At 40.5% G+C, this 20410-nt stretch carries 23 protein-coding genes; 8 read left to right on the top strand and 15 right to left on the bottom strand.

All coding sequences use genetic code 11. The features are described 5' to 3' along the window. Positions 1-15: 15 nt before the first annotated feature. The 6 genes from QNH43_RS07330 to QNH43_RS07305 all read right to left on the bottom strand — a co-directional run bounded on the left by QNH43_RS07330 (position 16) and on the right by QNH43_RS07305 (position 6845). On the bottom strand, positions 16-273 hold the full coding sequence (locus QNH43_RS07330; RefSeq protein ID WP_309247762.1) for a hypothetical protein: 258 nt from the start codon (positions 271-273) through the stop codon (positions 16-18). A gap of 272 nt (positions 274-545) precedes the next feature. After that, a complete protein-coding gene (lpdA, locus tag QNH43_RS07325; RefSeq protein WP_076366776.1) occupies positions 546-1958 on the bottom strand; it encodes a dihydrolipoyl dehydrogenase in 1413 nt (470 codons plus the stop codon). Positions 1959-1961: 3 nt separating this feature from the next. Continuing rightward, complete coding sequence (locus QNH43_RS07320) at positions 1962-3320, bottom strand: dihydrolipoamide acetyltransferase family protein (protein WP_076366778.1); 1359 nt, start codon at positions 3318-3320, stop codon at positions 1962-1964. Between the two features lie 121 nt (positions 3321-3441). Further along, the gene (locus QNH43_RS07315; protein ID WP_076366780.1) at positions 3442-4419 is read right to left on the bottom strand and encodes an alpha-ketoacid dehydrogenase subunit beta; all 978 of its coding nucleotides are present in this window, start codon (positions 4417-4419) and stop codon (positions 3442-3444) included. A gap of 3 nt (positions 4420-4422) precedes the next feature. Next, positions 4423-5538 carry a pyruvate dehydrogenase (acetyl-transferring) E1 component subunit alpha gene (gene pdhA / locus QNH43_RS07310; RefSeq protein ID WP_283917333.1) on the bottom strand — a complete coding sequence of 372 codons (1116 nt, stop codon included), beginning with the start codon at positions 5536-5538 and terminating at the stop codon, positions 4423-4425. Positions 5539-6182: 644 nt separating this feature from the next. Next, on the bottom strand, positions 6183-6845 hold the full coding sequence (locus QNH43_RS07305; RefSeq protein WP_283917332.1) for a YkyA family protein: 663 nt from the start codon (positions 6843-6845) through the stop codon (positions 6183-6185). Positions 6846-7055: 210 nt separating this feature from the next. On the opposite strand from QNH43_RS07305, the gene QNH43_RS07300 reads away from it, so the two are divergent. Together QNH43_RS07300 and def are read left to right on the top strand one after the other, a co-directional pair. After that, complete coding sequence (locus QNH43_RS07300) at positions 7056-7211, top strand: YjcZ family sporulation protein (protein WP_283917331.1); 156 nt, start codon at positions 7056-7058, stop codon at positions 7209-7211. 240 nt (positions 7212-7451) lie between these two features. Next, positions 7452-8006, top strand: coding sequence for a peptide deformylase (gene def, locus QNH43_RS07295; protein ID WP_283917330.1), 555 nt, complete (start codon positions 7452-7454; stop codon positions 8004-8006). A 47-nt stretch (positions 8007-8053) separates the two neighbouring features. On the opposite strand, the gene QNH43_RS07290 is transcribed toward def, so the two are convergent. Continuing rightward, positions 8054-8821, bottom strand: a complete 768-nt coding sequence (locus QNH43_RS07290) for a Cof-type HAD-IIB family hydrolase (RefSeq protein WP_283917329.1) — start codon at positions 8819-8821, stop codon at positions 8054-8056. A gap of 904 nt (positions 8822-9725) precedes the next feature. Here QNH43_RS07290 and QNH43_RS07285 point away from each other — a divergent pair. Next, entirely contained in the window at positions 9726-9935 is a 210-nt protein-coding gene (locus QNH43_RS07285; RefSeq protein WP_034314070.1) for a DNA-dependent RNA polymerase subunit epsilon, read from the top strand. 3 nt (positions 9936-9938) lie between these two features. Then, positions 9939-11609 (top strand): ribonuclease J1, encoded by a 1671-nt coding sequence (gene rnjA / locus QNH43_RS07280; protein ID WP_034314071.1) that lies wholly within the window; start codon positions 9939-9941, stop codon positions 11607-11609. 79 nt (positions 11610-11688) lie between these two features. On the opposite strand, the gene QNH43_RS07275 is transcribed toward rnjA, so the two are convergent. The 4 genes from QNH43_RS07275 to QNH43_RS07260 form a co-directional block, all read right to left on the bottom strand. Further along, positions 11689-12348 carry a potassium channel family protein gene (locus tag QNH43_RS07275; RefSeq protein ID WP_283917328.1) on the bottom strand — a complete coding sequence of 220 codons (660 nt, stop codon included), beginning with the start codon at positions 12346-12348 and terminating at the stop codon, positions 11689-11691. 42 nt (positions 12349-12390) lie between these two features. Continuing rightward, positions 12391-13515: an N-acetyldiaminopimelate deacetylase gene (locus tag QNH43_RS07270; RefSeq protein ID WP_081395579.1), complete on the bottom strand. Its 1125-nt coding sequence runs from the start codon at positions 13513-13515 to the stop codon at positions 12391-12393. A 74-nt stretch (positions 13516-13589) separates the two neighbouring features. Next, positions 13590-14300, bottom strand: a complete 711-nt coding sequence (dapD, locus tag QNH43_RS07265) for a 2,3,4,5-tetrahydropyridine-2,6-dicarboxylate N-acetyltransferase (protein WP_283917327.1) — start codon at positions 14298-14300, stop codon at positions 13590-13592. 123 nt (positions 14301-14423) lie between these two features. After that, positions 14424-15308 carry a transcriptional regulator CcpC gene (locus QNH43_RS07260; RefSeq protein ID WP_283917326.1) on the bottom strand — a complete coding sequence of 295 codons (885 nt, stop codon included), beginning with the start codon at positions 15306-15308 and terminating at the stop codon, positions 14424-14426. 113 nt (positions 15309-15421) lie between these two features. Here QNH43_RS07260 and QNH43_RS07255 point away from each other — a divergent pair, with 113 nt between their 5' ends. Together QNH43_RS07255 and QNH43_RS07250 are read left to right on the top strand one after the other, a co-directional pair. Further along, positions 15422-15895 carry a sulfite exporter TauE/SafE family protein gene (locus QNH43_RS07255; protein WP_283917325.1) on the top strand — a complete coding sequence of 158 codons (474 nt, stop codon included), beginning with the start codon at positions 15422-15424 and terminating at the stop codon, positions 15893-15895. Next, positions 15850-16158: a sulfite exporter TauE/SafE family protein gene (locus tag QNH43_RS07250; protein WP_283917324.1), complete on the top strand. Its 309-nt coding sequence runs from the start codon at positions 15850-15852 to the stop codon at positions 16156-16158. Before QNH43_RS07255 ends, QNH43_RS07250 begins: the two co-directional genes overlap by 46 nt. Positions 16159-16199: 41 nt before the next feature. Here QNH43_RS07250 and QNH43_RS07245 read toward each other — a convergent pair whose 3' ends face one another. From QNH43_RS07245 to QNH43_RS07230, 4 genes are all read right to left on the bottom strand, one after another. After that, the gene (locus QNH43_RS07245) at positions 16200-17705 is read right to left on the bottom strand and encodes an MDR family MFS transporter (RefSeq protein ID WP_283917323.1); all 1506 of its coding nucleotides are present in this window, start codon (positions 17703-17705) and stop codon (positions 16200-16202) included. A gap of 127 nt (positions 17706-17832) precedes the next feature. Then, a complete protein-coding gene (gene cbpB, locus QNH43_RS07240) occupies positions 17833-18273 on the bottom strand; it encodes a cyclic-di-AMP-binding protein CbpB (protein ID WP_063232001.1) in 441 nt (146 codons plus the stop codon). A gap of 122 nt (positions 18274-18395) precedes the next feature. Next, a complete protein-coding gene (locus QNH43_RS07235) occupies positions 18396-18542 on the bottom strand; it encodes a hypothetical protein (RefSeq protein ID WP_098371146.1) in 147 nt (48 codons plus the stop codon). Positions 18543-18638: 96 nt separating this feature from the next. Further along, positions 18639-18878, bottom strand: a complete 240-nt coding sequence (locus tag QNH43_RS07230; protein WP_034314086.1) for a YkuJ family protein — start codon at positions 18876-18878, stop codon at positions 18639-18641. 183 nt (positions 18879-19061) lie between these two features. Between QNH43_RS07230 and QNH43_RS07225 the strand changes: the two genes are divergently transcribed. Continuing rightward, entirely contained in the window at positions 19062-20021 is a 960-nt protein-coding gene (locus QNH43_RS07225) for an MBL fold metallo-hydrolase (RefSeq protein WP_283917322.1), read from the top strand. A 90-nt stretch (positions 20022-20111) separates the two neighbouring features. Continuing rightward, positions 20112-20345 carry a glutaredoxin family protein gene (locus tag QNH43_RS07220; RefSeq protein ID WP_283917321.1) on the top strand — a complete coding sequence of 78 codons (234 nt, stop codon included), beginning with the start codon at positions 20112-20114 and terminating at the stop codon, positions 20343-20345. The last annotated feature ends 65 nt before the right edge of the window (positions 20346-20410 follow it).

Raw genomic sequence — 20410 nt, 5'->3', positions numbered from 1 at the left:
CGGCTTGCTTAAAATTCAATAAACGGGTACTAGCGTTTCCAAAAGGATTTGCAAAATACCGTAGCATAATAGACTTATCACGGTAACAAGCATTGTTCGCCTATTGGATTTTAAAATCATTTTACCAATGTATATGGCTAGATAGGAAAAGACCAGAAACATGAATACTTTGAAAACGAGTCGATCGTTAACAGAAAGCCATTCAACTAATGTATACCCACTCCAAACGATTAGTTGAAAGAGGATTACCAGATAATTTTTCAAGTGATCCACCCCATTTTAATATGAATATATCAGCCAAGATCTTTTATTGGCAAAAAATATTCCTTTAACATCACTCATCTTATTTTTTATCCTTAATTACCTTTCTCAAACCCTTTCAAGGAAAAAAGTAAGAAGTCCTTTTTATAGCTTATGCCCTTTTTGCCCTTTTCATTTAACTAGCGTGAAGAAAATGATGACTGGGGGTCATCCTTCATATTTGTATATCTGGCCAAACAAAAAAAGCGTACTGCAGTAGCAGTACGCTTTTTTATAAAAATCAATTACTTGATGATGTGAATAGGGGTTCCAAGGGCAACTTCAGCTGCTTCCATTGTGATTTCCCCTAAAGTTGGATGTGCATGGATTGTCATTGCGATATCTTCGGCAGTCATTCCTGCTTCGATAGCCAAACCAAGTTCTGCAATCATATCAGAAGCGTTTGGTCCTGCAATTTGTGCTCCTATAACCAATCCGTCTTCTTTGCGAGTGATAAGCTTCACAAATCCGTCCGTATTATTTAAAGAAAGAGCACGTCCATTTGCGGCGAATGGGAATTTAGAAGCAAGCGCTTCGATTCCAGCTTCCTTCGCTTCTTTTTCATTATAACCGACAGAAGCAAGTTCCGGTTCAGAGAATACAACAGCCGGAATAGCAAGATAGTCGATTTCAGATGAATGCCCTGCGATGGCTTCAGCTGCAATTTTTCCTTCATAAGAAGCTTTATGAGCCAACTGAGGTCCAGAAACGATATCACCGATTGCGTAAATGTTTTTCACGCTTGTACGGCATTGTTTATCCGTTTCGATCAAACCACGGTCAGTCATCTTGATGCCGACTTGCTCCAGGCCGATCTCTGCCGTATTTGGACGACGTCCAACTGTTACTAAAACATAATCGGCTTCAACTTTTTTCTCTTCGCCTTTTACTTCATAAGTAACGGTTACACCTGTTTCAGTTTCTTCCACGCCTTTAGCATTTGCTTTAGTAACAATTTCAGCACCCTTGTTTTTAAGGTTACGCTTAACAAGTGCTGCCATTTGTTTTTCAAAGCCTGCAGAAAGGATTTCTTCCGTGCCTTCAAGGATGGTCACTTTAGTGCCGAAGCTTGCGAATGCTCCGCCAAGCTCAGTTCCAATGTAACCTCCGCCGATTACCACGATCGAACCTGGAACCTCTTCCAAAGCAAGAGCACCAGTGGAATTAAGTACACGTTTCGTATATTTAAATGACGGAATCTCGATTGGCGATGAACCAGTGGCGATGATTGCGTTTTTAAATGTATATGTTTGGGCTGAGTCTTCATTCATAACACGGATGCTGTTTTCATCAACGAAATAAGCTTCTCCAGTTACAACATCAACATTATTACCTTTTAATAGGCTGCTTACACCGCCTGTTAATTTTTTAACAACAGAACCTTTCCAAGCTTGTACTTTAGAAAAATCAACAGAAACTTTTTCTGCAAAGATACCCATATCTTCTGAATGCTGAGCTTCATGGAAACGGTGTCCAGCCGAAATTAAAGCTTTTGATGGGATACAGCCTACATTCAAACAAACTCCGCCGATTGTTCCTTTTTCAACGACCGTTACTTTCTGTCCAAGCTGTGCTGCGCGAATTGCGGCAACATATCCCCCTGGGCCTGAACCGATCACTAAAGTATCTGTTTCGATTGGAAAATCTCCTACTACCATTGTTTACGCCTCCATTAACAATAATTCTGGGTCGTTCAATAACTTTTTGATATGATTCAATGCATGTTGAGCTGTTGCTCCATCAATCATGCGGTGATCAAAGCTCAGTGATAATGCCAGAACTGGAGCGGCGATAATTTCCCCGTCGCGTACAATTGCTTTTTCGGCAATGCGTCCAATCCCTAGAATGGCAACTTCTGGATGATTGATTACAGGTGTGAACCATTGACCGCCTGCGGAACCGATATTCGTAATGGAGCAAGAAGCACCTTTCATTTCGTTAGGAGCCAATTTGCCGTCACGGGCTTTCGTCGCTAATTCATTAATTTCTTGTGAAATAGCAAAAGTTGATTTACGATCTGCATCTTTTACAACTGGAACGAGCAATCCTTTGTCTGTGTCTGCCGCAATTCCGATATTGTAATAGTGTTTATGGATAATCTCACTAGCCTCATCATCAAATGATGTGTTAAGCATAGGGAATTCACGCAATGCACTTGTTAACGCTTTAACAACATAAGGTAGGAATGTAAGCTTGATTCCTTTTTGTGCAGCAATTTCCTTGAATTTCTTACGATGAGCAACCAATAGCGTCACATCGACTTCATCCATTAATGTAACATGCGGAGCTGTCTGTTTGGATTTTACCATAGCTTTGGCGATCGCTTTTCTCATGCCGCTCATTTTTTCGCGAGTTTCAGGATATTGCCCTTCTGGAATTGAAACTTTTTGTTTTTCGGTTGTTTCCGTATCATTTTGTTGTGAAGCTTCACTTTGAGCTGCCGGTTGCTGTGGAGCAGTTTTGCCGTTTTTGAAAGCATCTATGTCATCTTTCATGATGCGGCCGTTATCCCCAGAACCAGAAATCTCACGAATATTTACCCCTTGTTCGCGTGCATATTTCCTAACAGAAGGCATGGCGATGATACGTCGTGAAGGATCTGCCTCAACTTGTGGTTGTGATCCCGCGCCCGTTACACCATTATTTTCTTGAACCGGAGCAGCCTCTTTCTTGACTTCCTGTCCAGCTTCAGCAGTCGCTTGAACCTGGGCCTCCGTATTCTTCTCACCTTCTGCCTTCGCTTCTTCTCCATGATCCCCTTTAAACTGAAGATTTTCATAACCTGGAGCATCGAATGTTACAAGTACATCGCCAACAACGGCAACCGTTCCTTCTTGAACAAGGATTTCTTCAACGGTACCTTCCACCGGTGATGGGATTTCAACAACGGCCTTATCGTTCTGAACCTCGCAAAGCACGTCATCTTCTTGAATCTTATCTCCTGGTTTTACAAACCATTTCACTATTTCACCTTCGTGTATACCTTCTCCGATATCAGGGAGTCTAAATTGGAATGCCACTGAGTTCAACCTCCTATATTAAATCATACTTAGTGCTTTGAATAAAGTCCTTTATCTTGCATTACCGTTAATGCGATATTACTTTCCCAAGGAGGACATTCATTCCCATTACTTAAGATTGTTAAAACTTCAAGACTTTAGTCGCCGTTTCAATAATGTCTTTATAATTAGGGAGCCATACTGTTTCAGCTTGTGAAAACGGGAATACCGTATCAGCCGCCGCCACTCGCAGTACTGGAGCATCCAAGCTCAAAATGGCACGTTCGTTAATTTCCGCTACGACATTCGCTGCAATACCAGCTTGCTTTTGTGCTTCTTGAACAACGATAGCGCGTCCAGTTTTTTCTACAGAAGCAATGATTGTATCGATATCCAATGGAGATACAGTCCGTAAGTCGACCACTTCGACGGAATGACCTTCCTTAGCCAATTCCTCAGCTGCCTTGATGGATTCCTGTACCATCGCACCATACGTAATGATGGATAAATCCGTTCCTTCTCTTTTCACATCGGCTTTTCCTAATGGAATTGTATATTCTTCTTCAGGAACTTCCTGACGGAAAGAGCGGTACAATTTCATGTGCTCAAGGAAAATGACAGGGTCATTATCACGAATAGCTGAAATCAATAAGCCTTTTGCATCGTAAGGAGTGGAAGGGATAACCACCTTTAACCCTGGTTGCTGAGCCATTAAACCTTCCAAGCTATCAGCGTGCATTTCCGGAGTATGCACTCCGCCCCCAAAAGGTGAGCGAATTGTAACCGGTGCACTGTAACGTCCGCCTGAACGGTAGCGCATACGAGCAAGCTGACCGCTTACGGAATCCATTACTTCATATACAAACCCGAAGAATTGAATTTCAGGAACAGGACGGAAACCTTGTAAAGAAAGACCGACCGCTAATCCACCGATTCCAGATTCAGCAAGAGGTGTATCGAATACACGATCTTCACCGAATTCTTTTTGAAGATTTTCCGTTGCACGGAAAACTCCTCCATTAACACCAACATCTTCCCCAAAAACGAGTACATTCTCGTCATTCTTAAGTTCTGTACGTAATGCTTCTGTAATTGCTTGAATCATCGTCAATTGAGCCATGGCTTACTTCGACTCCTTCTCTTTATAAATTTCATATTGTTCTTTTAAGTTATAAGGCATTTCTTCATACATGTTTTCAATAAGGTCTGTAACCTTTTGCTTAGGTTCTGCATCTGCCAATTTGATTGCTTCTTTAATATCGTCTTTTGCTTTTTCTATCGTTTCGTTCTCTAATTCTTCATTCCAAAGTTTTTTGTTTTCCAAGAACTTGCGGAAACGAACCAATGGATCTTTCAGTTCCCACTCGTTATCCATTTCGGAAGTACGGTAACGTGTCGGGTCATCCCCAGCCATCGTATGCGGACCATAACGGTAAGTTAATGTTTCAATCAATGTAGGGCCTTCACCATTAATTGCACGTTCACGCGCTTCTTTAACGGCTGTATAAACGGCTAACGCATCCATACCATCAACTTGGATGCCAGGGATACCTGCAGCCACACCCTTCTGGGCTAATGTTTTCGCTGCTGATTGCAAATCAACCGGCGTCGAGATTGCGAAACGGTTATTTTGCACGATGAAGATAGCCGGCGCTTTATATGCACCTGCAAAGTTAATTCCCTCATAGAAGTCACCTTGTGAGGTTCCGCCGTCACCTGTATATGTGATGGCTACAGCTTTTTTCCCGCGTTTCTTCAACCCAAGAGCAACTCCTGCAGCTTGGACATATTGAGCACCGATAATGATTTGAGGGGAAATTACATTGACGTCTTCAGGAATTTGATTTCCCTTAAAATGTCCCCGGGAGAATAAGAATGCTTGCCAAAGCGGAAGGCCATGCCAAACGATTTGCGGAACATCACGGTAGCCAGGCAGAATGAAATCTTCTTTTTCCAAAGCATACTGTGAAGCGATCTGAGATGCTTCTTGACCGGCAGTCGGTGCATAGAAACCTAATCTTCCTTGGCGGTTCAGTGATATGGAACGTTGATCCAAGATGCGTGTATAAACCATACGACGCATTAATTCTTGCAATTGTTCGTCACTTAAATCAGGCATTGCCGCTTCATTAACGACTTCTCCCTCTTCATTTAAAATTTGAAAAGTTTCAAATTGTTCTTCTACTTTCTTAAGCTGATCCTGAACATTAATTTTAGCTTGTTTAGTTTTTTGAGCCATTTGGCACCTCATCCTTTCATTAAAAAGGTTTGCTATTATTATTCTATAAAGCAAAAATAGTTTGCTTTTTAGTTTCTTCAACAATTCATTCTTTTATTTTTCCCTTAAGACCAATCCTCAAACGTGGATATGCTTAATATGTCTCAATCTTATTCTGTACCATAAAAAAAATCAAGGAAAATGATACAAGAATTTTTATAGATTAAGTTTACAAGATGAATTAACATCAAGTCAATCACTTGGAGTTCCTTATAATTTTGATTTAATAGAATTTCTAATACTCATTCTTCTTCTCTGTATTAGTTTTCACTTTACAACTGTACTATTAAATTTCCCCTAAATTTCAATTTAAGGATGGCGAAGGATAACATTTAAATCCCCCAGCATATCTGAACGATTCCAAAACCGCTTTAACTATAGGCATTTGAGCCTTCGGAATAATATTCCAAAAAAATATTCAAACGCTTTCATATAAGTCTGCTGTTAGAATTTTGATTATCGTTTTTTTTTAGTACAGGTATGAAAATTCCGCATCAAGCTTTTTGCACAAAAAAAGACCATTCTAGATTTTTTCAGTCCATAAATGAACTGGATTGAACAAAATATGGGCTGTGAGTGAGAATCACAGCCCATCATTATTTATATTATTTTGTTGAATCAGCCATTTCTATGCCGGAACTATCATAAAAACTTTCTTTTTTTTGATTTGATTTTTCCGTTAATGCATTAAATTCCTCATTCGCTTTCAATACTTTTGTATACGAGGTATTTATTTTCTCGATTTGCACTTGTAATTCATCCATTTTCAAATCCTCTTTTTTAAATAGTTCATATAATTCACGATCATAAGCAAGACTTTGTTGATATGCATCATATAAATCATCGTAGGTGCTATAGCGCTCACTCATGACTTTTTTCATTTCAGTCGCTTCTTTTTTTATTTTTTTATCCTCTATTTTCCCGATTTGTTCATCTATCTGATTGAATTGTTCTTTTGAGGATTGCATACTGCTTTGTTCCTTTTCAATTATTTTTTCCCTTTGGTCGATATTCTTGGCGGCTTCATCTGAAAGCTCGACGATCTGTTCATAATCATCCAAACCAAGTTTAATGATTTTCTCATATTTTTCTTTTTCTTTTTTCTCCAAATCATTAAGAGGCTCTTGATGCTCGGTGAAATCACTTTCCTTTTCTGCAGTTTTCTCTAGGATTTTGTGGATTCTTTCTTCCGGTGAACCATTAAAACAACCAGTCAAGATCACTAAAGAAAGAAGTAAAATAACATATGGACCAAAACGATTCAACATAGACAGCTCCTTCTGATAGTACTTCGAAGATTCATATTCTCTAAATTAACTTATTAGCCGCAGACACTTGTTACAATCATATTCCGAACAGGTTTTTTTCATTACTGGGCTCTAGCCTACACCCTTTAAACCTTACTGCATAGGCTGTAGGGACCGTTTCAAATCAGAATGGTCAGCATTTTAATAATACAAAAACGGAGGTATGAAATTATGTATGGAGGTTACAACCAGGAATGTTGTTATCCGGTTTCCGTTGCACCCAGCTATGGTTATGGTGATGGTGGAGGCTGCGGCTTTGGAAGCGGCTTCGCTCTAATCATTGTCCTGTTCATTCTGTTGATCATTGTCGGCGCGTGCTTGTGCTAACCAGATAATTACTATTACCTTTACCCGAAAATGTTAACTATCTACCCTGATTCACAAAAAATGATTTATTTTTTTAAAATAGACCTCAACACGCAAATAATATAATGGCCGGGATAGGAATGAATGACTTGATTCCATCCCTTCCATTTTTCTTTCATTAGTTCATCCATTAACTTTCAGTATTTTTTTTGTTAAAATAATCCTATACATATTATAAGAATTTTTGTGGGGTGAAAGATTATGCTTACCATGGATGATTTTGTTAATGAAGACGATCCAATCTTAAGGCAAGTCGCGGCAGAGGTTCCGCTTCCGGCATCAAATGAAGATAAGCAACTTTTAGTCAGCTTGATGGAATATGTCCAAAACAGCCAGAAGCCCGATATTGCTGCACTATACGGGTTAAGGGCAGGAATTGGCTTGGCTGCACCACAGGTGAATGTTTCAAAAAGGATGATCGCGGTTCATTTGAAAGAAAACGATGGTCAACTGTATAGCTATGCACTTTTCAACCCTAAACTGATCAGCCATTCAGTGGAAAAAGCATATTTGACATCCGGAGAAGGCTGCCTTTCCGTAAATCGTCCCGTTTCCGGTTATGTGCCCCGTTATGCTCGAATAACGGTTGTGGGTACGGACCTGGAAGGAAAATCGGTTCAACTCCGCCTGAAAGGCATCGCAGCCATTTGCTTTCAACATGAAATCGATCACCTTAATGGAATCATGTTTTATGATCATATCAATCCGGAAGACCCCTATGCCATTCCGGAAAATTCAATTGCGGTGGAAAGGTAACATAATAAGCAAATCCCCCGTCTGTTGGCTGACGGGGGTTTTGTTTTTTATATCAGTTCAAGTTCCTTCAAACCAAAAAGTATGCCATCATCATCGACATCCTTCGTTACAAAGTCGGCCTCTTGCTTCACAAGTTGACCGGCATTCCCCATTGCCACGCCATATCCCGCTACTTTTAACATCTCTATATCATTTAGGCCATCTCCAAAGGCGTAAACATCCTCCAGAGCAAAACCGACTTTTTCCATTAATATTTTAATGCCTTCAGCTTTTGAACCCCCGAATGGAAGTACATCCGTTGAATACTCATGCCATCTGATGAAATGAAAGTCATCATATTGCCCAACAAAGTTCCCTTCTTCATCTTCCGAACAGAATAATAAGGCTTGGTATATATCATGGTCCTCATAAAAATCTGCCACATGTTCAGGGTGGGGAAACTTCAGGCTGCTTAATGCTTCTTCAATTCTGCTATGATGTGGAACACTCGATTTCATCGTCTCCTCATTCATGAAAACGATCGGTATTTCATTTTTTTCAGCATGTTCGTGGAGCCTCTTTATCTCAGGTATGCTCAAAGGGTTTTTATAAACGACTTTCCCTTCAAAAACAACGTATTGTCCATTGAAACTTACGAATGTATCGATGCCAAGCTCTTCCCTTAAAGATTCGAACATAAACGGAGCCCTTCCTGTGGCAATCGCTACAAAAACCCCGCTATCCTGCAGTTGCTTAATGGCTTTTTTTGTTGAAGCAGGTAACTTTTTTTCGTGATCAAGCAATGTTCCGTCAATATCAAAGAATACGATTTTCACTAACGATTCACTTCCAATTCATTCATTTTTTCCTTTTTTAATATGTACCCATTTAATAATTGTCATCAAGATAAGTCAAGTAACAAGATAAGTCAAGTAACACAACCGGATTCCACTCAATTCACGTTTTTTATTCATGAATGGGCATATACTATGCTTAATAGAACAACTCAGGCTTCCTTAGAATACTTTCCCCATCCTTCTTGCCTCCTAAATCCCAACTGCTTGTTTGAATGAGCCTTTTTTTTCAAAAATGGGCCAAGTACCTGTAAAGACGTATTTACATTATTGAATAATCCTATACAATAATAATTAAGGGAGCGTGATCGCCATGTTAAAAAAGCTTCGTAAAAAGCTTGCTAAACAGTGGAATGATCTTTTAAGAAAAAAATCTATCGCATGATTTGCCACTCATTCCTGTCTTGGCCGTCATCCATATGCGAATTTTTTTCGGATAGCCCTTCAAAAACTTGCGGAGGGCTTCTTCCTTGTTGTAAAGTTCTTGTTAAGCATTCTTTCTATCTTGGCTTTTATGGTCAGGTGAATACATATTTCAATTAAGATATGAGTCGTGGTGTTTTCATGAAACGCTGTACACAGTCGTACGGCATTAATTAGAAAGAAATCGTTTACGAAAAAAAGATCCCATGATTTAAGTTTTACACATGGCAAAAACGGATAGGATATAAGATAGAGGAAGACACAATTGGATTGATACCAGAATTGGCCATCTATTTTCTATTTTTTTATATACTTTTATACATTGGTATATTTAATTCATCAAACCCCTTCCGTTTTTATGGCGGAGCTGGGTTTATTTTTACATGATGTTGAAAAACATGAAAAAATTGTTGTTTTTATATATAATGAAAAAAGCAATGCAAACAAGTGAGGAGAGATTAAAATGGTTTTTAAGGTATACTATCAAGTAACCATATCAGAGGTTCCCATCAGGGAGAATACTAAAACAATGTTTGTCGAAGGTGAATCCGTTCGTGACGTTCGTTTAAAATTAAAAAAGGAACCTTATAACGTAGAAATCGTATTACCCGTAACCGGAGCATATTTAGAATACGAAAAACAAAATGAAGATTACAAAGTATTGGAGCTATAATTTATGAAATTCGTAAAAAACGATCAAACAGCTGTATTCGCCCTGGGCGGTTTAGGCGAAATCGGTAAGAACACATATGCTGTTCAGTTTCAAGATGAAATCATCATCATCGATGCTGGAATTAAATTTCCTGAAGATGAGCTTCTCGGTATTGACTATGTGATTCCAGATTACAGCTATTTAGAGAAAAATGTAGATAAAATTAAAGGTGTTTTCATTACCCATGGCCATGAAGACCATATTGGCGGGATTCCTTATTTACTTAGAAAAGTGAATGTCCCTGTGTACGGCGGGAAACTGGCACTTGGACTGCTTCGTAATAAATTGGAAGAACACGGCCTTTTACGTCAGACAACCATGATAGAAATCAGTGAAGATGAAGTGATCAAGTTCCGGAAAACGTCCGTCTCATTCTTCCGCACAACTCACAGTATCCCTGATTCTTATGGAATCGTTGTAAAAACACCACCTGGACAAATTGTCCATACTGGTGATTTTAAATTCGACTTCACACCAGTGGGCGAACCTGCAAACCTGACCAAGATGGCTGAAATCGGTAAAGAAGGTGTATTGTGCTTACTCTCGGATAGCACAAATAGTGAAGTGCAGAACTTTACTATGTCCGAAAGCCGTGTCGGCGATACCATTCAAGACATTTTCCGTAAGGTTGACGGCCGGATTATTTTTGCAACGTTTGCATCGAACATCCATCGCCTTCAGCAAGTTGTTGAAGCAGCCGTAGCTAACGGTCGTAAAATAGCCGTTTTTGGCCGAAGCATGGATTCAGCCATATCAATCGGACAAGATCTTGGTTATATCGTAGCGCCTAAAGATACATTTATCGATGTACAGCAATTGAATCGTATGCCGGCGAATAAAGTAACCATCCTTTGTACAGGCAGTCAAGGTGAACCGATGGCAGCTCTATCGCGCATAGCGAATGGCACTCACCGTCAGATTCAAATCATTCCTGGTGATACTGTAGTATTTTCATCTTCACCTATCCCAGGTAACACAATCAGTGTTTCCAGAACGATCAATCAATTATATCGTGCAGGAGCAGACGTCATTTCCGGTCCTTTGAATGACATTCATACATCAGGACATGGCGGACAGCAGGAACAAAAGCTGATGCTTCGTTTGATAAAACCAAAATTCTTCATGCCCATCCATGGTGAATACCGTATGCAAAAACTACATGCCCGCCATGCAGTCGATTGCGGAGTTCCGGAAGAAAATTGCTTTATCATGGATAATGGTGAAGTGCTTTCCTTAAGTGAAAACACAGCACAAATCGCTGGTAAAATCCCTTCAGGTTCGGTTTATATCGATGGAAGCGGCATCGGGGATATCGGTAATATCGTTCTCCGTGATCGTCGGATCCTTTCCGAGGAAGGCCTTGTCGTTGTCGTTGTCAGCATCAATATGAAGGAATTCAAAATTGCATCCGGACCTGACATCATCTCACGCGGATTTGTTTATATGAGAGAATCAGGAGACCTTATCAGCGATGCTCAATCCCTGATAACTAAGCATTTAAATAAGGTGATGGACCGCAAAACTACACAATGGTCTGAAATTAAAAATGAAATTACAGACACTTTATCTCCATTCCTATATGAAAAAACTAAACGCCGTCCAATGATCCTGCCGATCATCATGGAAGTCCAATAATATTAAAAGCCCAGCCATTGATGGCTGGGCTTTTTTGTGGATAAAAAGTGCGCGCTGCCCGAAATTGAGCAAGCCTTGCTTATTCCACAATTTTTTTTTCAAAGCGATTGATGTCCGAATCCGCGCCGATGACGATCAATATATCACCTTTATGAATTAAATCGCTCGCTTGTGGGGAGACATTTATATCGTTCCCTCTTTTGATCGCGACTATATTCAGCCCATAATGAGCACGGATATCAAGGTCAAATATCGAGTTTCCATTCATCTTTTGGCTTGCAACAATTTCGACGATGGAGTGTTCATCAGAAAGCTCCAAATAATCGAGAATATTATTGGAGACGATATTATGGGCAATCCTTCTCCCCATATCTCGTTCGGGGTGAACGACATAGTCAGCCCCGATTTTACGAAGAACCTTCTCATGATAATCATTTTGCGCTTTAACCGTAACATTCCCGACACCCAATTCCTTAAGCATGAGAGTCGTCAATATACTAGCTTGAATATTCTCGCCAATCGCTACAATGACGTGATCAAAATTCCGAATCCCTATGTTTCTCAGTACATTTTCATCTGTCGTATCCCCTACTATGGCATGTGAAGCTATTCTGGCAAATTCATTCACTCGATCTTCGTCAGCATCGATAGCCAGAACCCCTAATCCTTCTTCAGCTAATGTCTTGACTATGCTGCCGCCAAAACGGCCAAGTCCAATCACCGCAAATTCTTTTTTCACAATAAGCCCTCCAACGTCATTCGTTCTCTCTTTAGAGCATGTTCACGCTTCGCTTCCTTTAAACGTTATATAGTCCGTTAAGTGATTGATCGCGAGTTCTATCGCAGTTTCATCCGGACTTAACTTAGCGTGGTGCAATCCGTAATCCGATGAAACCCCCAGCCAGAACATGAATCCTGGAATTTCCTTTAACATATAACCAAAATCTTCACCAGTCATCGCTTCCGTACAGCGATGCAAATGAACATCAGTTGACTTCTCTGTAAATTCCATGAATTCCCGGGTCAACCGTTCTTCATTATACACCTGGTGATACATCGCGCCATAGTCGATTTCAGCCAAGCACTCATATCCCACTTGCAGGCCATCCACAAGCGCTTTTATTCTTGACTTGACCTTTACCATCGATTCGGGGTTAAGGGTGCGTATTGTGCCTTCTAACCGCGCTGTTTCCGCAATAATATTTTGAACTGTGCCTCCAGTGATCTTTCCAACTGTAATGACTGCCGAATCAAGTGGATTGACATTCCTGGAAACGATTGTTTGCAGCTGCCCTACGAGCGAACATGCCGCAATGACCATGTCATTTGTTTCATGCGGATAGGCTGCATGTCCTCCTTTCCCCCTCAAATCGATGAATAATTCAGATGTATTGGCAAATAGAAGCCCTTCTTTAACGGCAATCGTCCCAACTGGGTACTCTGGGGCAATATGTAAAGCAAGAATCATATCCGGCTTCCATTTTTTCATCGTTTCCGATTTAAGCATTGGCTCAGCTCCGCCAGGACCCTCTTCCGCAGGCTGGAAGATGAATAGCAAGTCATCATCAATCGGATTTTCGGTGAAATATGTCAATAATCCCAAACCTATGCTCATATGAAAATCATGACCGCAGGCATGCATATATTCCTCGTGGTTGGATGCGAACGGCAATCCGGTTTCCTCTTTTATCGGCAATCCGTCAATATCAGCCCGGTAGCCAATTGTTTTTCGCGGATTCATTCCCTTCACTTTCACGAATATCCCAGTCCGCCAAGTTTCTATTTCCATTCGCTCCTGGGCCAGTTTCGTTATGTAATTCAGTAGGTATTGCTGCGTCTTGAATTCTTTGAATCCTATCTCCGGTATTTGATGCAAATCACGCCGGATCTCGGCAAAAGGATTTATTTTCACATTATTTCCTCCTATACAGAAAGCGTGGATATATTTATCCACGCTTCAGGCAATATTCACTAAAGAAATTAAAGTTGACGAAGTTCTTGCATGATTTCTGTTTTTGATTTTGTTTTTTCGTCAATTTGTTTAATGACCCTCGCCGGTATACCAGCAGCCACGGAGTAAGGAGGAACGTCTTTCGTTACAACTGCACCAGCCGCCACAACTGAACCCTGACCGATTTTCACACCTTCTAATACGACCGCATTGGCTCCGATTAAAACATCATCTTCCAAAATGACCGGTTGTGCGGAAGGCGGCTCGATGACACCCGCTAAAACGGCACCTGCACCTACGTGACAGTTTTTACCCACTGTTGCACGACCGCCCAGTATTGCGTTCATGTCGATCATTGTGCCTTCACCGATGACAGAACCAATATTGATTGATGCACCCATCATGATGACTGCGTTGTCTCCAATGGATACTTGGTCACGGATTATTGCGCCAGGCTCGATACGGGCTTTGATGCCTTTTAGGTCCAATAAAGGAATGGCAGAGTTACGGCGATCATTTTCAACTACATAATCCTCGATTTTTGTTCCTGCTGCCTTGATTGCTTCCTCGACTTCAGACCACTCACCGAATACGACACCTGTATTTCCTGTTATGAAAGTTTTAGAAGCTGGACCAAAATCCATGCCTTCTAAATCGCCTTTGACATATACCTTTACAGGTGTAGCTTTTTTACTATTTGAGATAAAAGAAATAATTTCGTTTGCATCCATTTTATTCATTCCTGGTAAACCTCCTAATTATGTATCATTACTCGTTTTAAATTTACCAGACAACTGCCGGCAAGACAAGTTGAATGTCACTCTTATATATTATTCTCCGCTATTGACATTTTTTCAGCGGACCTATAACATTCCTTGGTCACGAATATGCTCTTTCACCACTTCCGTGAATGCTTGCACTTGCTTTAACTGGAAGGCAGATTCATAGCCGCAAAGCCATGTATCTCGTTCGATTGAGTGGTTATGCCCATCCAGTAGAGGTATTTTAAAAACATTCGTATCTTTATCATGTAAAGTGATGGCTGGCAGGATTGCATATCCTATGCCATTGAACACCATTTGTTTGCATGTTTCGATTTGATCCACGACAATGGTGTTTTTTGGTGTCGTTTTAAATTGCCGATGCCACCAGTCCTGGATTTCCTGATAATAATTCGAATCGCTTTTAAACTGAATGAATGGCCGGTCCGTTTCGAACACTTGATTCAGTTCCTTCATTTCAGTATCCACCAAATAAAGCATATCCGTAAATAAATGCTGTTTTACCCCTTTCCAATCCGGAGCTCCCCTTATGATGCCAATATGCACCTGTCCTTCATACAAAGACTTTAAAATTTCACTGCTCCAGCCAGTGATTAAGGAAATTTTGGCATACGGATATTTTTGAACGAACTTTTTCAATACTTGCGGCAGCCAATTTTGACCGACAATTGAAGCACAGGCTATTTTCAAAGTCCCATATACTTCATGGTCCATAGCTTGAATACTTTCCCTGACCTTTTCTTCTTTTTCGATAACCTCATTGGCCAGTCGGATTACCGCTTCACCTGCAGGCGTCAGTGACAGCCCTTTTTGTGAACGCACAAACAGTCTCGATCCCCAATCCTTTTCTATGGATTGTAAACGCTGTGATAAAGCCGGCTGGGAAACGAACAACCGCTCAGCTGCTTTTCTCATATTCATTTCCTGAGCAAGCACGGATAATAAATGAAATTCTGAAAATGACATACACACCAACCTCTTGATAATTAATTCTTATCATGATGATTTAATTTATTTAAATTTTATTATCAACAAAGTCGGCTTATAATACAAGAGAAAAGAAACGGGGTGAATATGCTTTGACGATCATTTTACTGCTTGTCATCGGTTTTGCGGCATCCTTTGTCGGCACATTGGCAGGGAGCGGCGGCCTTATCGGAATGCCATCCCTTCTTTTGATAGGTTTACCCATACACCAGGTTATTGGTTCAGTCAAATTTTCCAATATGTTTTCTTCTTTTTCTTGCTTTTATATTTTATTCAAGAAAAAACAGCTAAAGTTGAAAGATGCCCTCCAGTTAATCCCATTCGCCCTTTTTGGTGGCTTATGTGGTGGCCTGCTTGCTAATTCATTCTCTGAGAAGGCAATGAATTTGTTAGCCATCTGTCTCTTGACTGTCGCTTTGATCATGAATTTCATAAAAAAACCGAAACCTTCCGATAATCGGATTGGCATCTCCCAAAAAAAGTTTATCCATCCCTATTCGGAATCAGTGTCTATGATGGAATGTTCGGACCCGGACAGGCAACCATGCTCATGTATACCTTTTTAAGAAATGGTGCCACCTACCTTCAATCCCTGGCCTTTACTAGATTCCAAACTTTCATTAGCTGTACAGCTGCATCCATTACCTATTTCATTGCCGGTAACATTGCATGGGGGATTGCCATTTATTACACGATCGGTTCCCTTATCGGATCACAGCTGGCCTTGCGTGTGGCGCAAAAAATCTCGACTCGACAATTGAAATTCATTTTACATTCGGTTACGGTCGCATTGTTGATTCAATTGGTCATCAGGGTCGCGTTCCCTTAAATACAAAGGCAAACTCCAATTAAAGAGTCTGCCTTTTTTCCCTATGCCTTCTTATTCTTTCTTAGTCTCGTAAGTAACAGGAAGCTGATTACAGAGAAGACTAGAACAATGAGATAAATCGTCTGTAATGACAATGTAAGTCCTTCCTGTAATGCATGCACCACATTTTCAGGAAGCGACATGCGTTCTTCACTGTTCAACAGTTTATTTGCCGTATCTATCGTCACTCCCGAGCCAGCCGGCGCATGCTCGTTCAAGTAGGCTTGAAGCCTCATATTCATGATTCCTCCAAGTAATGCAGCACCTACAGTATTTCCTAAATTACGCATGAACATATTGGAAGCTGTCGCAATGCCCCTTCGTTCCCAGCTGACGGTTTTTTGAATGACGACAATGAATGAGGTAGAAGTCAAGCCCATGCCTACACCGACAAAGAAGGATCCCATGGCAGCAATGAGGGGCCCAGCTTCCGGCTTCATCCACACTAGGATCAAGCTCCCAACAATCAATGAACACCCTCCAAGGAGGGAGGTTGATTTGAATCCTATTTTCATCAATAACCTGCCAGAGACCATTGATGCGATCGGCCAGCCAATAGACATGGCTGTCAATGTAAAACCAGCTACCGTAGGCGAACGCTCCATCACGCCCTGAACGAATGTAGGGAGGAAACTTGATAATCCGATCATCATCACCCCTGTCGTCAGGGATACGAGATTGGCAATCAGAATGGAACGCTCCTGCCAAATTTCAAATGGCATCATCGGTTCGGCCGCTTTCTTTTCCTGAAGAATGAATAAGATAAAGGTGATGATGGCCACTGATGCCAAGGAAATGACCGGAGCTGAAGCCCATGACCATTTCACTCCTCCTTCTACGAGTATCACCATTAGAGTAGATATGGATAACGTCAATAGCGTTGCACCTAGGTAATCGATATCACGTTTTTTCTTTTCGATATTTTCATGAAGGAAAAACCAAATCCCAATAAAAGATAATAAGCCCAAAGGGATATTTACCCAGAAGACAAGCTTCCAAGTCAGGGATTCAACAAGCAAGCCGCCCAAAGCTGGCCCCATGACAGCCGAAATGCCCCACACGCTCGATAGATACCCTTGAACGCGTGCCCTCTCTTCATTTTTATAAATATCACCAACAATTGTCGAAGCTACAGGAGCTACAGCCCCCGCCCCAAAACCTTGTATAAAGCGATATATGATGAGTTCCGTCATGGAATCTGCAAAGCCGCAAAGAAGGGAGCCAATTAAAAAAACAATGATTCCAAATAATAAAACAGGTTTTCTCCCGAGAATATCCGATAGCTTTCCATATATCAAGACTGTTACCGCGTTCATTAGCAAATAACCTGAAAACACCCAGCTGTAAAGTGAAAAACCGCCTAAATCACTTACAATGGCTGGCATTGCCGTCGAAACGATCGTTCCTTCTATAGCGTTCATAAACATAGCCAACATGATGGCAGCTAATATGAAGGGACGTCTCAATTTTTTATTCTGCACCTTTGCACTATTCACTTCTTGGCCCAATTTCGGCATCCTCCCCTAATAGACCCTTACTGTTTATAGACTTTACCACTAGCTGGATCAAATATGTAAAAACAAGAAAACTCGCCAACTGGCGAGTCTTGAGGTTAACCATCATTTTATGCCTTACTTATTTATCGGGTGTATTTTGTTTAAATACCTTTTTTAGGATTGCTCTTCTCGTTAAGATACCTTCAAATACATGTTCGTCATTCTCCACACAGACAAAAGGATGATCAATCAACAATTCAACTCCCTTGGTCAATGTATCTTCAATATGCAGGCGAGGTATTTCTATATTCATTATTTCGGAAACTTTTTTATTCTCAAGATTATCAAATTCAATTCGTTCCAGTCCCAAGATTGAATCAAGAATGACTGGTGTGCTAATTAAACCATGCAGTTTATACATCGGATCTAACACAGGAATGGCCGTATAACCGCTCTTTGTTAATACCAATAGTGCATGTTCTAAATTATTGGTTACCTGCACGTGGGCCACGCGTTCAGAAGAAATCATTAAGTCTTTAACGCTGGATTCCAATAAATCCCCATCATGAGTACCGATCATGTTAAAACCCCTTACCATATGTTTTTATATACAGCTCTTTCTATAGTTTAACATATGTAAGCAGAAAAGGCTCATTCCTAGACCAATAAAATCCCAAACGGCGGGATTTCCACAAGAGATCTTTAGCCTTTACTAGTTTTGATGTTAACCTGTTTAAAACCGCATTCCGGGCATTGATAAATCACATTTTGGTTGGATTGTGCCGTTAATACATTATCCATTTCCCTTTCCTCACCGCATGCTGGGCATATTACCATTGGATTTTTCATTTTTACATCCCTCCAATTAATAAGATGTGTAAATTTCACTGCTTCATTCACAATAAAAAAGCCGCTTCCAAAGGAGGGCGGCTTTTCGTGATTTTTTTAAGATTGAAGAAGATCAAAGATTTCAATGGTAATCATATCAATATTATCGAATTGATATTTGGATGATTTCCCTTTATCACTGTATACTTCAAGCTCGAACATTTCTGTTTTGCTGAAATATGTAACCTGGCACTTTTTCACACCATCTATTTCAAAAAAACGTTGAGCAGATTCAGATTCCTTCGCTTGCTCTTGAAGACTTTTCAATCTGGTAAGGATGCCCTGTAATTGAGACATACTCCCTCTCCTTTCTGAATAAAACCTTTTCGATAGGTTTCACTATACCATACTTTTCTATCCAGTAGCCACGCTGAAATAAATTCAGAATAATTTAAAACTTCATTCTTTACATGGCACTATTAACAGAATAAAATAAGGAATGGATTTTGTACATGAAAAATTTTTTGGGGGTAGATTCTGTTGCAAAACATTAGTGAACTTGGTTATCGCATTTCATTGATTGATGGTTTTGATTTGGATAGAAGAAATCGTACAGGTACATATGTAATTGCCGATGAAGACATCACATTAGTCGAAACTTCCGCCAGCCCTTCCATCCCCCACTTAATGAAGGGGCTCGAACATTTGGGAATCGCCCTCGAAGATATTACATACATCATTCTTACCCATATTCATTTGGACCATGCAGGTGGAGCTGGACTTTTTTTACAGCATTGCCCGAACGCCAAAGTGATCGTCCATCCAAAAGGTGCACGTCATCTAGAAGATCCAACACGTTTGATTGCTGGGGCCAAAGCAGTCTATGGTGAAGAATTCAACAAGCTTTTCGATCCGATTTTACCTATTCCGTTTGAAAGAATGCAGATTAAACATGATCGGGAATCCCTGCAAACAAGTGATAATTCAAAGTTGACCTTTTATGACACTCCCGGACACGCAAACCATCATTTAAGCATATTCGATTCGGTATCAAAAGGGATGTTTTCAGGTGACACCGTAGGCATCTATTATCGTGAACTCGATGAAGAAGGTCTGGAATTTTACTTACCTTCCACATCGCCAAACCAATTTAACCCCGAAGCGATGCTTGCAGCAGCGGATTTGTATGAGAGCATCGGCGTCGAACGTATATATTTTGGCCATTATGGGGTTTCCGAAAACCCTAACGAGGTATTTAAACAACTTCATTACTGGCTGCCTAAATTTGTTGCGACTGCCAAATCGGCATACAGGGAATATAAAAGCTTTGAGGAACGAGTGGCAGCGACCAGTAAAAATATTTTCACGGAAGTCGCCTTTCATTTAGGCGAAAAAGGAATCACCACAGATCATCCTGTTTTTGAAATCATCGCCATGGACCTGAACGTTTGTTCCATGGGATTGATTGACTATCTGGTAAAACAGGAAAAAGGGAAGTAGAACGGGTACTTGGGGTGTTTTCCTATTCAAATGTCCTGGCATCCTCTATAATGAAAAATAAACCTTACCAAAAGCATATGGAGGATTGAAATGAAAGACGTTACGCTATATACCCAACCTGATTGCCCTCCCTGCAAAATCATGAAAATGTTCTTTGACGATAATAATGTCGTTTACAAAGAAAAGGATATTAAAGCAGATGGACAAGCCCGAAAAGAATTAACGAATAAATACGGCGCCTATTCCACACCAACGGTCGTCATCGATGGGAAAGCCATTGTTGGTTTTGAATTGGACGAAATAAAAAAAGAACTGGATATATAAAAAAAGTCTAGAGAAGGCAGTGACCTCCTCTAGACTTCTTCATTCAGCTCCATATTTTTCAACTT

The organism is Peribacillus simplex (genome assembly GCF_030123325.1).
GTDB lineage: Bacteria > Bacillota > Bacilli > Bacillales > DSM-1321 > Peribacillus > Peribacillus simplex_D.
Note: the sequence above shows the minus strand (reverse complement) of the source record. Positions and strands in the feature narration are given on the sequence as shown.

Coding starts and splice junctions, on each gene's coding strand:
- QNH43_RS07305 (WP_283917332.1), bottom strand. CDS start 6,845: ATGTTGAATCGTTTTGGTCCATATGTTATTTTACTTCTTTCTTTAGTG.
- pdhA (WP_283917333.1), bottom strand. CDS start 5,538: ATGGCTCAAAAAACTAAACAAGCTAAAATTAATGTTCAGGATCAGCTT.
- rnjA (WP_034314071.1), top strand. CDS start 9,939: ATGAAATTCGTAAAAAACGATCAAACAGCTGTATTCGCCCTGGGCGGT.
- QNH43_RS07235 (WP_098371146.1), bottom strand. CDS start 18,542: ATGAAAAATCCAATGGTAATATGCCCAGCATGCGGTGAGGAAAGGGAA.
- lpdA (WP_076366776.1), bottom strand. CDS start 1,958: ATGGTAGTAGGAGATTTTCCAATCGAAACAGATACTTTAGTGATCGGT.
- QNH43_RS07220 (WP_283917321.1), top strand. CDS start 20,112: ATGAAAGACGTTACGCTATATACCCAACCTGATTGCCCTCCCTGCAAA.
- QNH43_RS07285 (WP_034314070.1), top strand. CDS start 9,726: ATGGTTTTTAAGGTATACTATCAAGTAACCATATCAGAGGTTCCCATC.
- def (WP_283917330.1), top strand. CDS start 7,452: ATGCTTACCATGGATGATTTTGTTAATGAAGACGATCCAATCTTAAGG.
- QNH43_RS07230 (WP_034314086.1), bottom strand. CDS start 18,878: ATGTCTCAATTACAGGGCATCCTTACCAGATTGAAAAGTCTTCAAGAG.
- QNH43_RS07250 (WP_283917324.1), top strand. CDS start 15,850: ATGTTCGGACCCGGACAGGCAACCATGCTCATGTATACCTTTTTAAGA.
- cbpB (WP_063232001.1), bottom strand. CDS start 18,273: ATGATCGGTACTCATGATGGGGATTTATTGGAATCCAGCGTTAAAGAC.
- dapD (WP_283917327.1), bottom strand. CDS start 14,300: ATGAATAAAATGGATGCAAACGAAATTATTTCTTTTATCTCAAATAGT.
- QNH43_RS07300 (WP_283917331.1), top strand. CDS start 7,056: ATGTATGGAGGTTACAACCAGGAATGTTGTTATCCGGTTTCCGTTGCA.
- QNH43_RS07260 (WP_283917326.1), bottom strand. CDS start 15,308: ATGTCATTTTCAGAATTTCATTTATTATCCGTGCTTGCTCAGGAAATG.
- QNH43_RS07315 (WP_076366780.1), bottom strand. CDS start 4,419: ATGGCTCAATTGACGATGATTCAAGCAATTACAGAAGCATTACGTACA.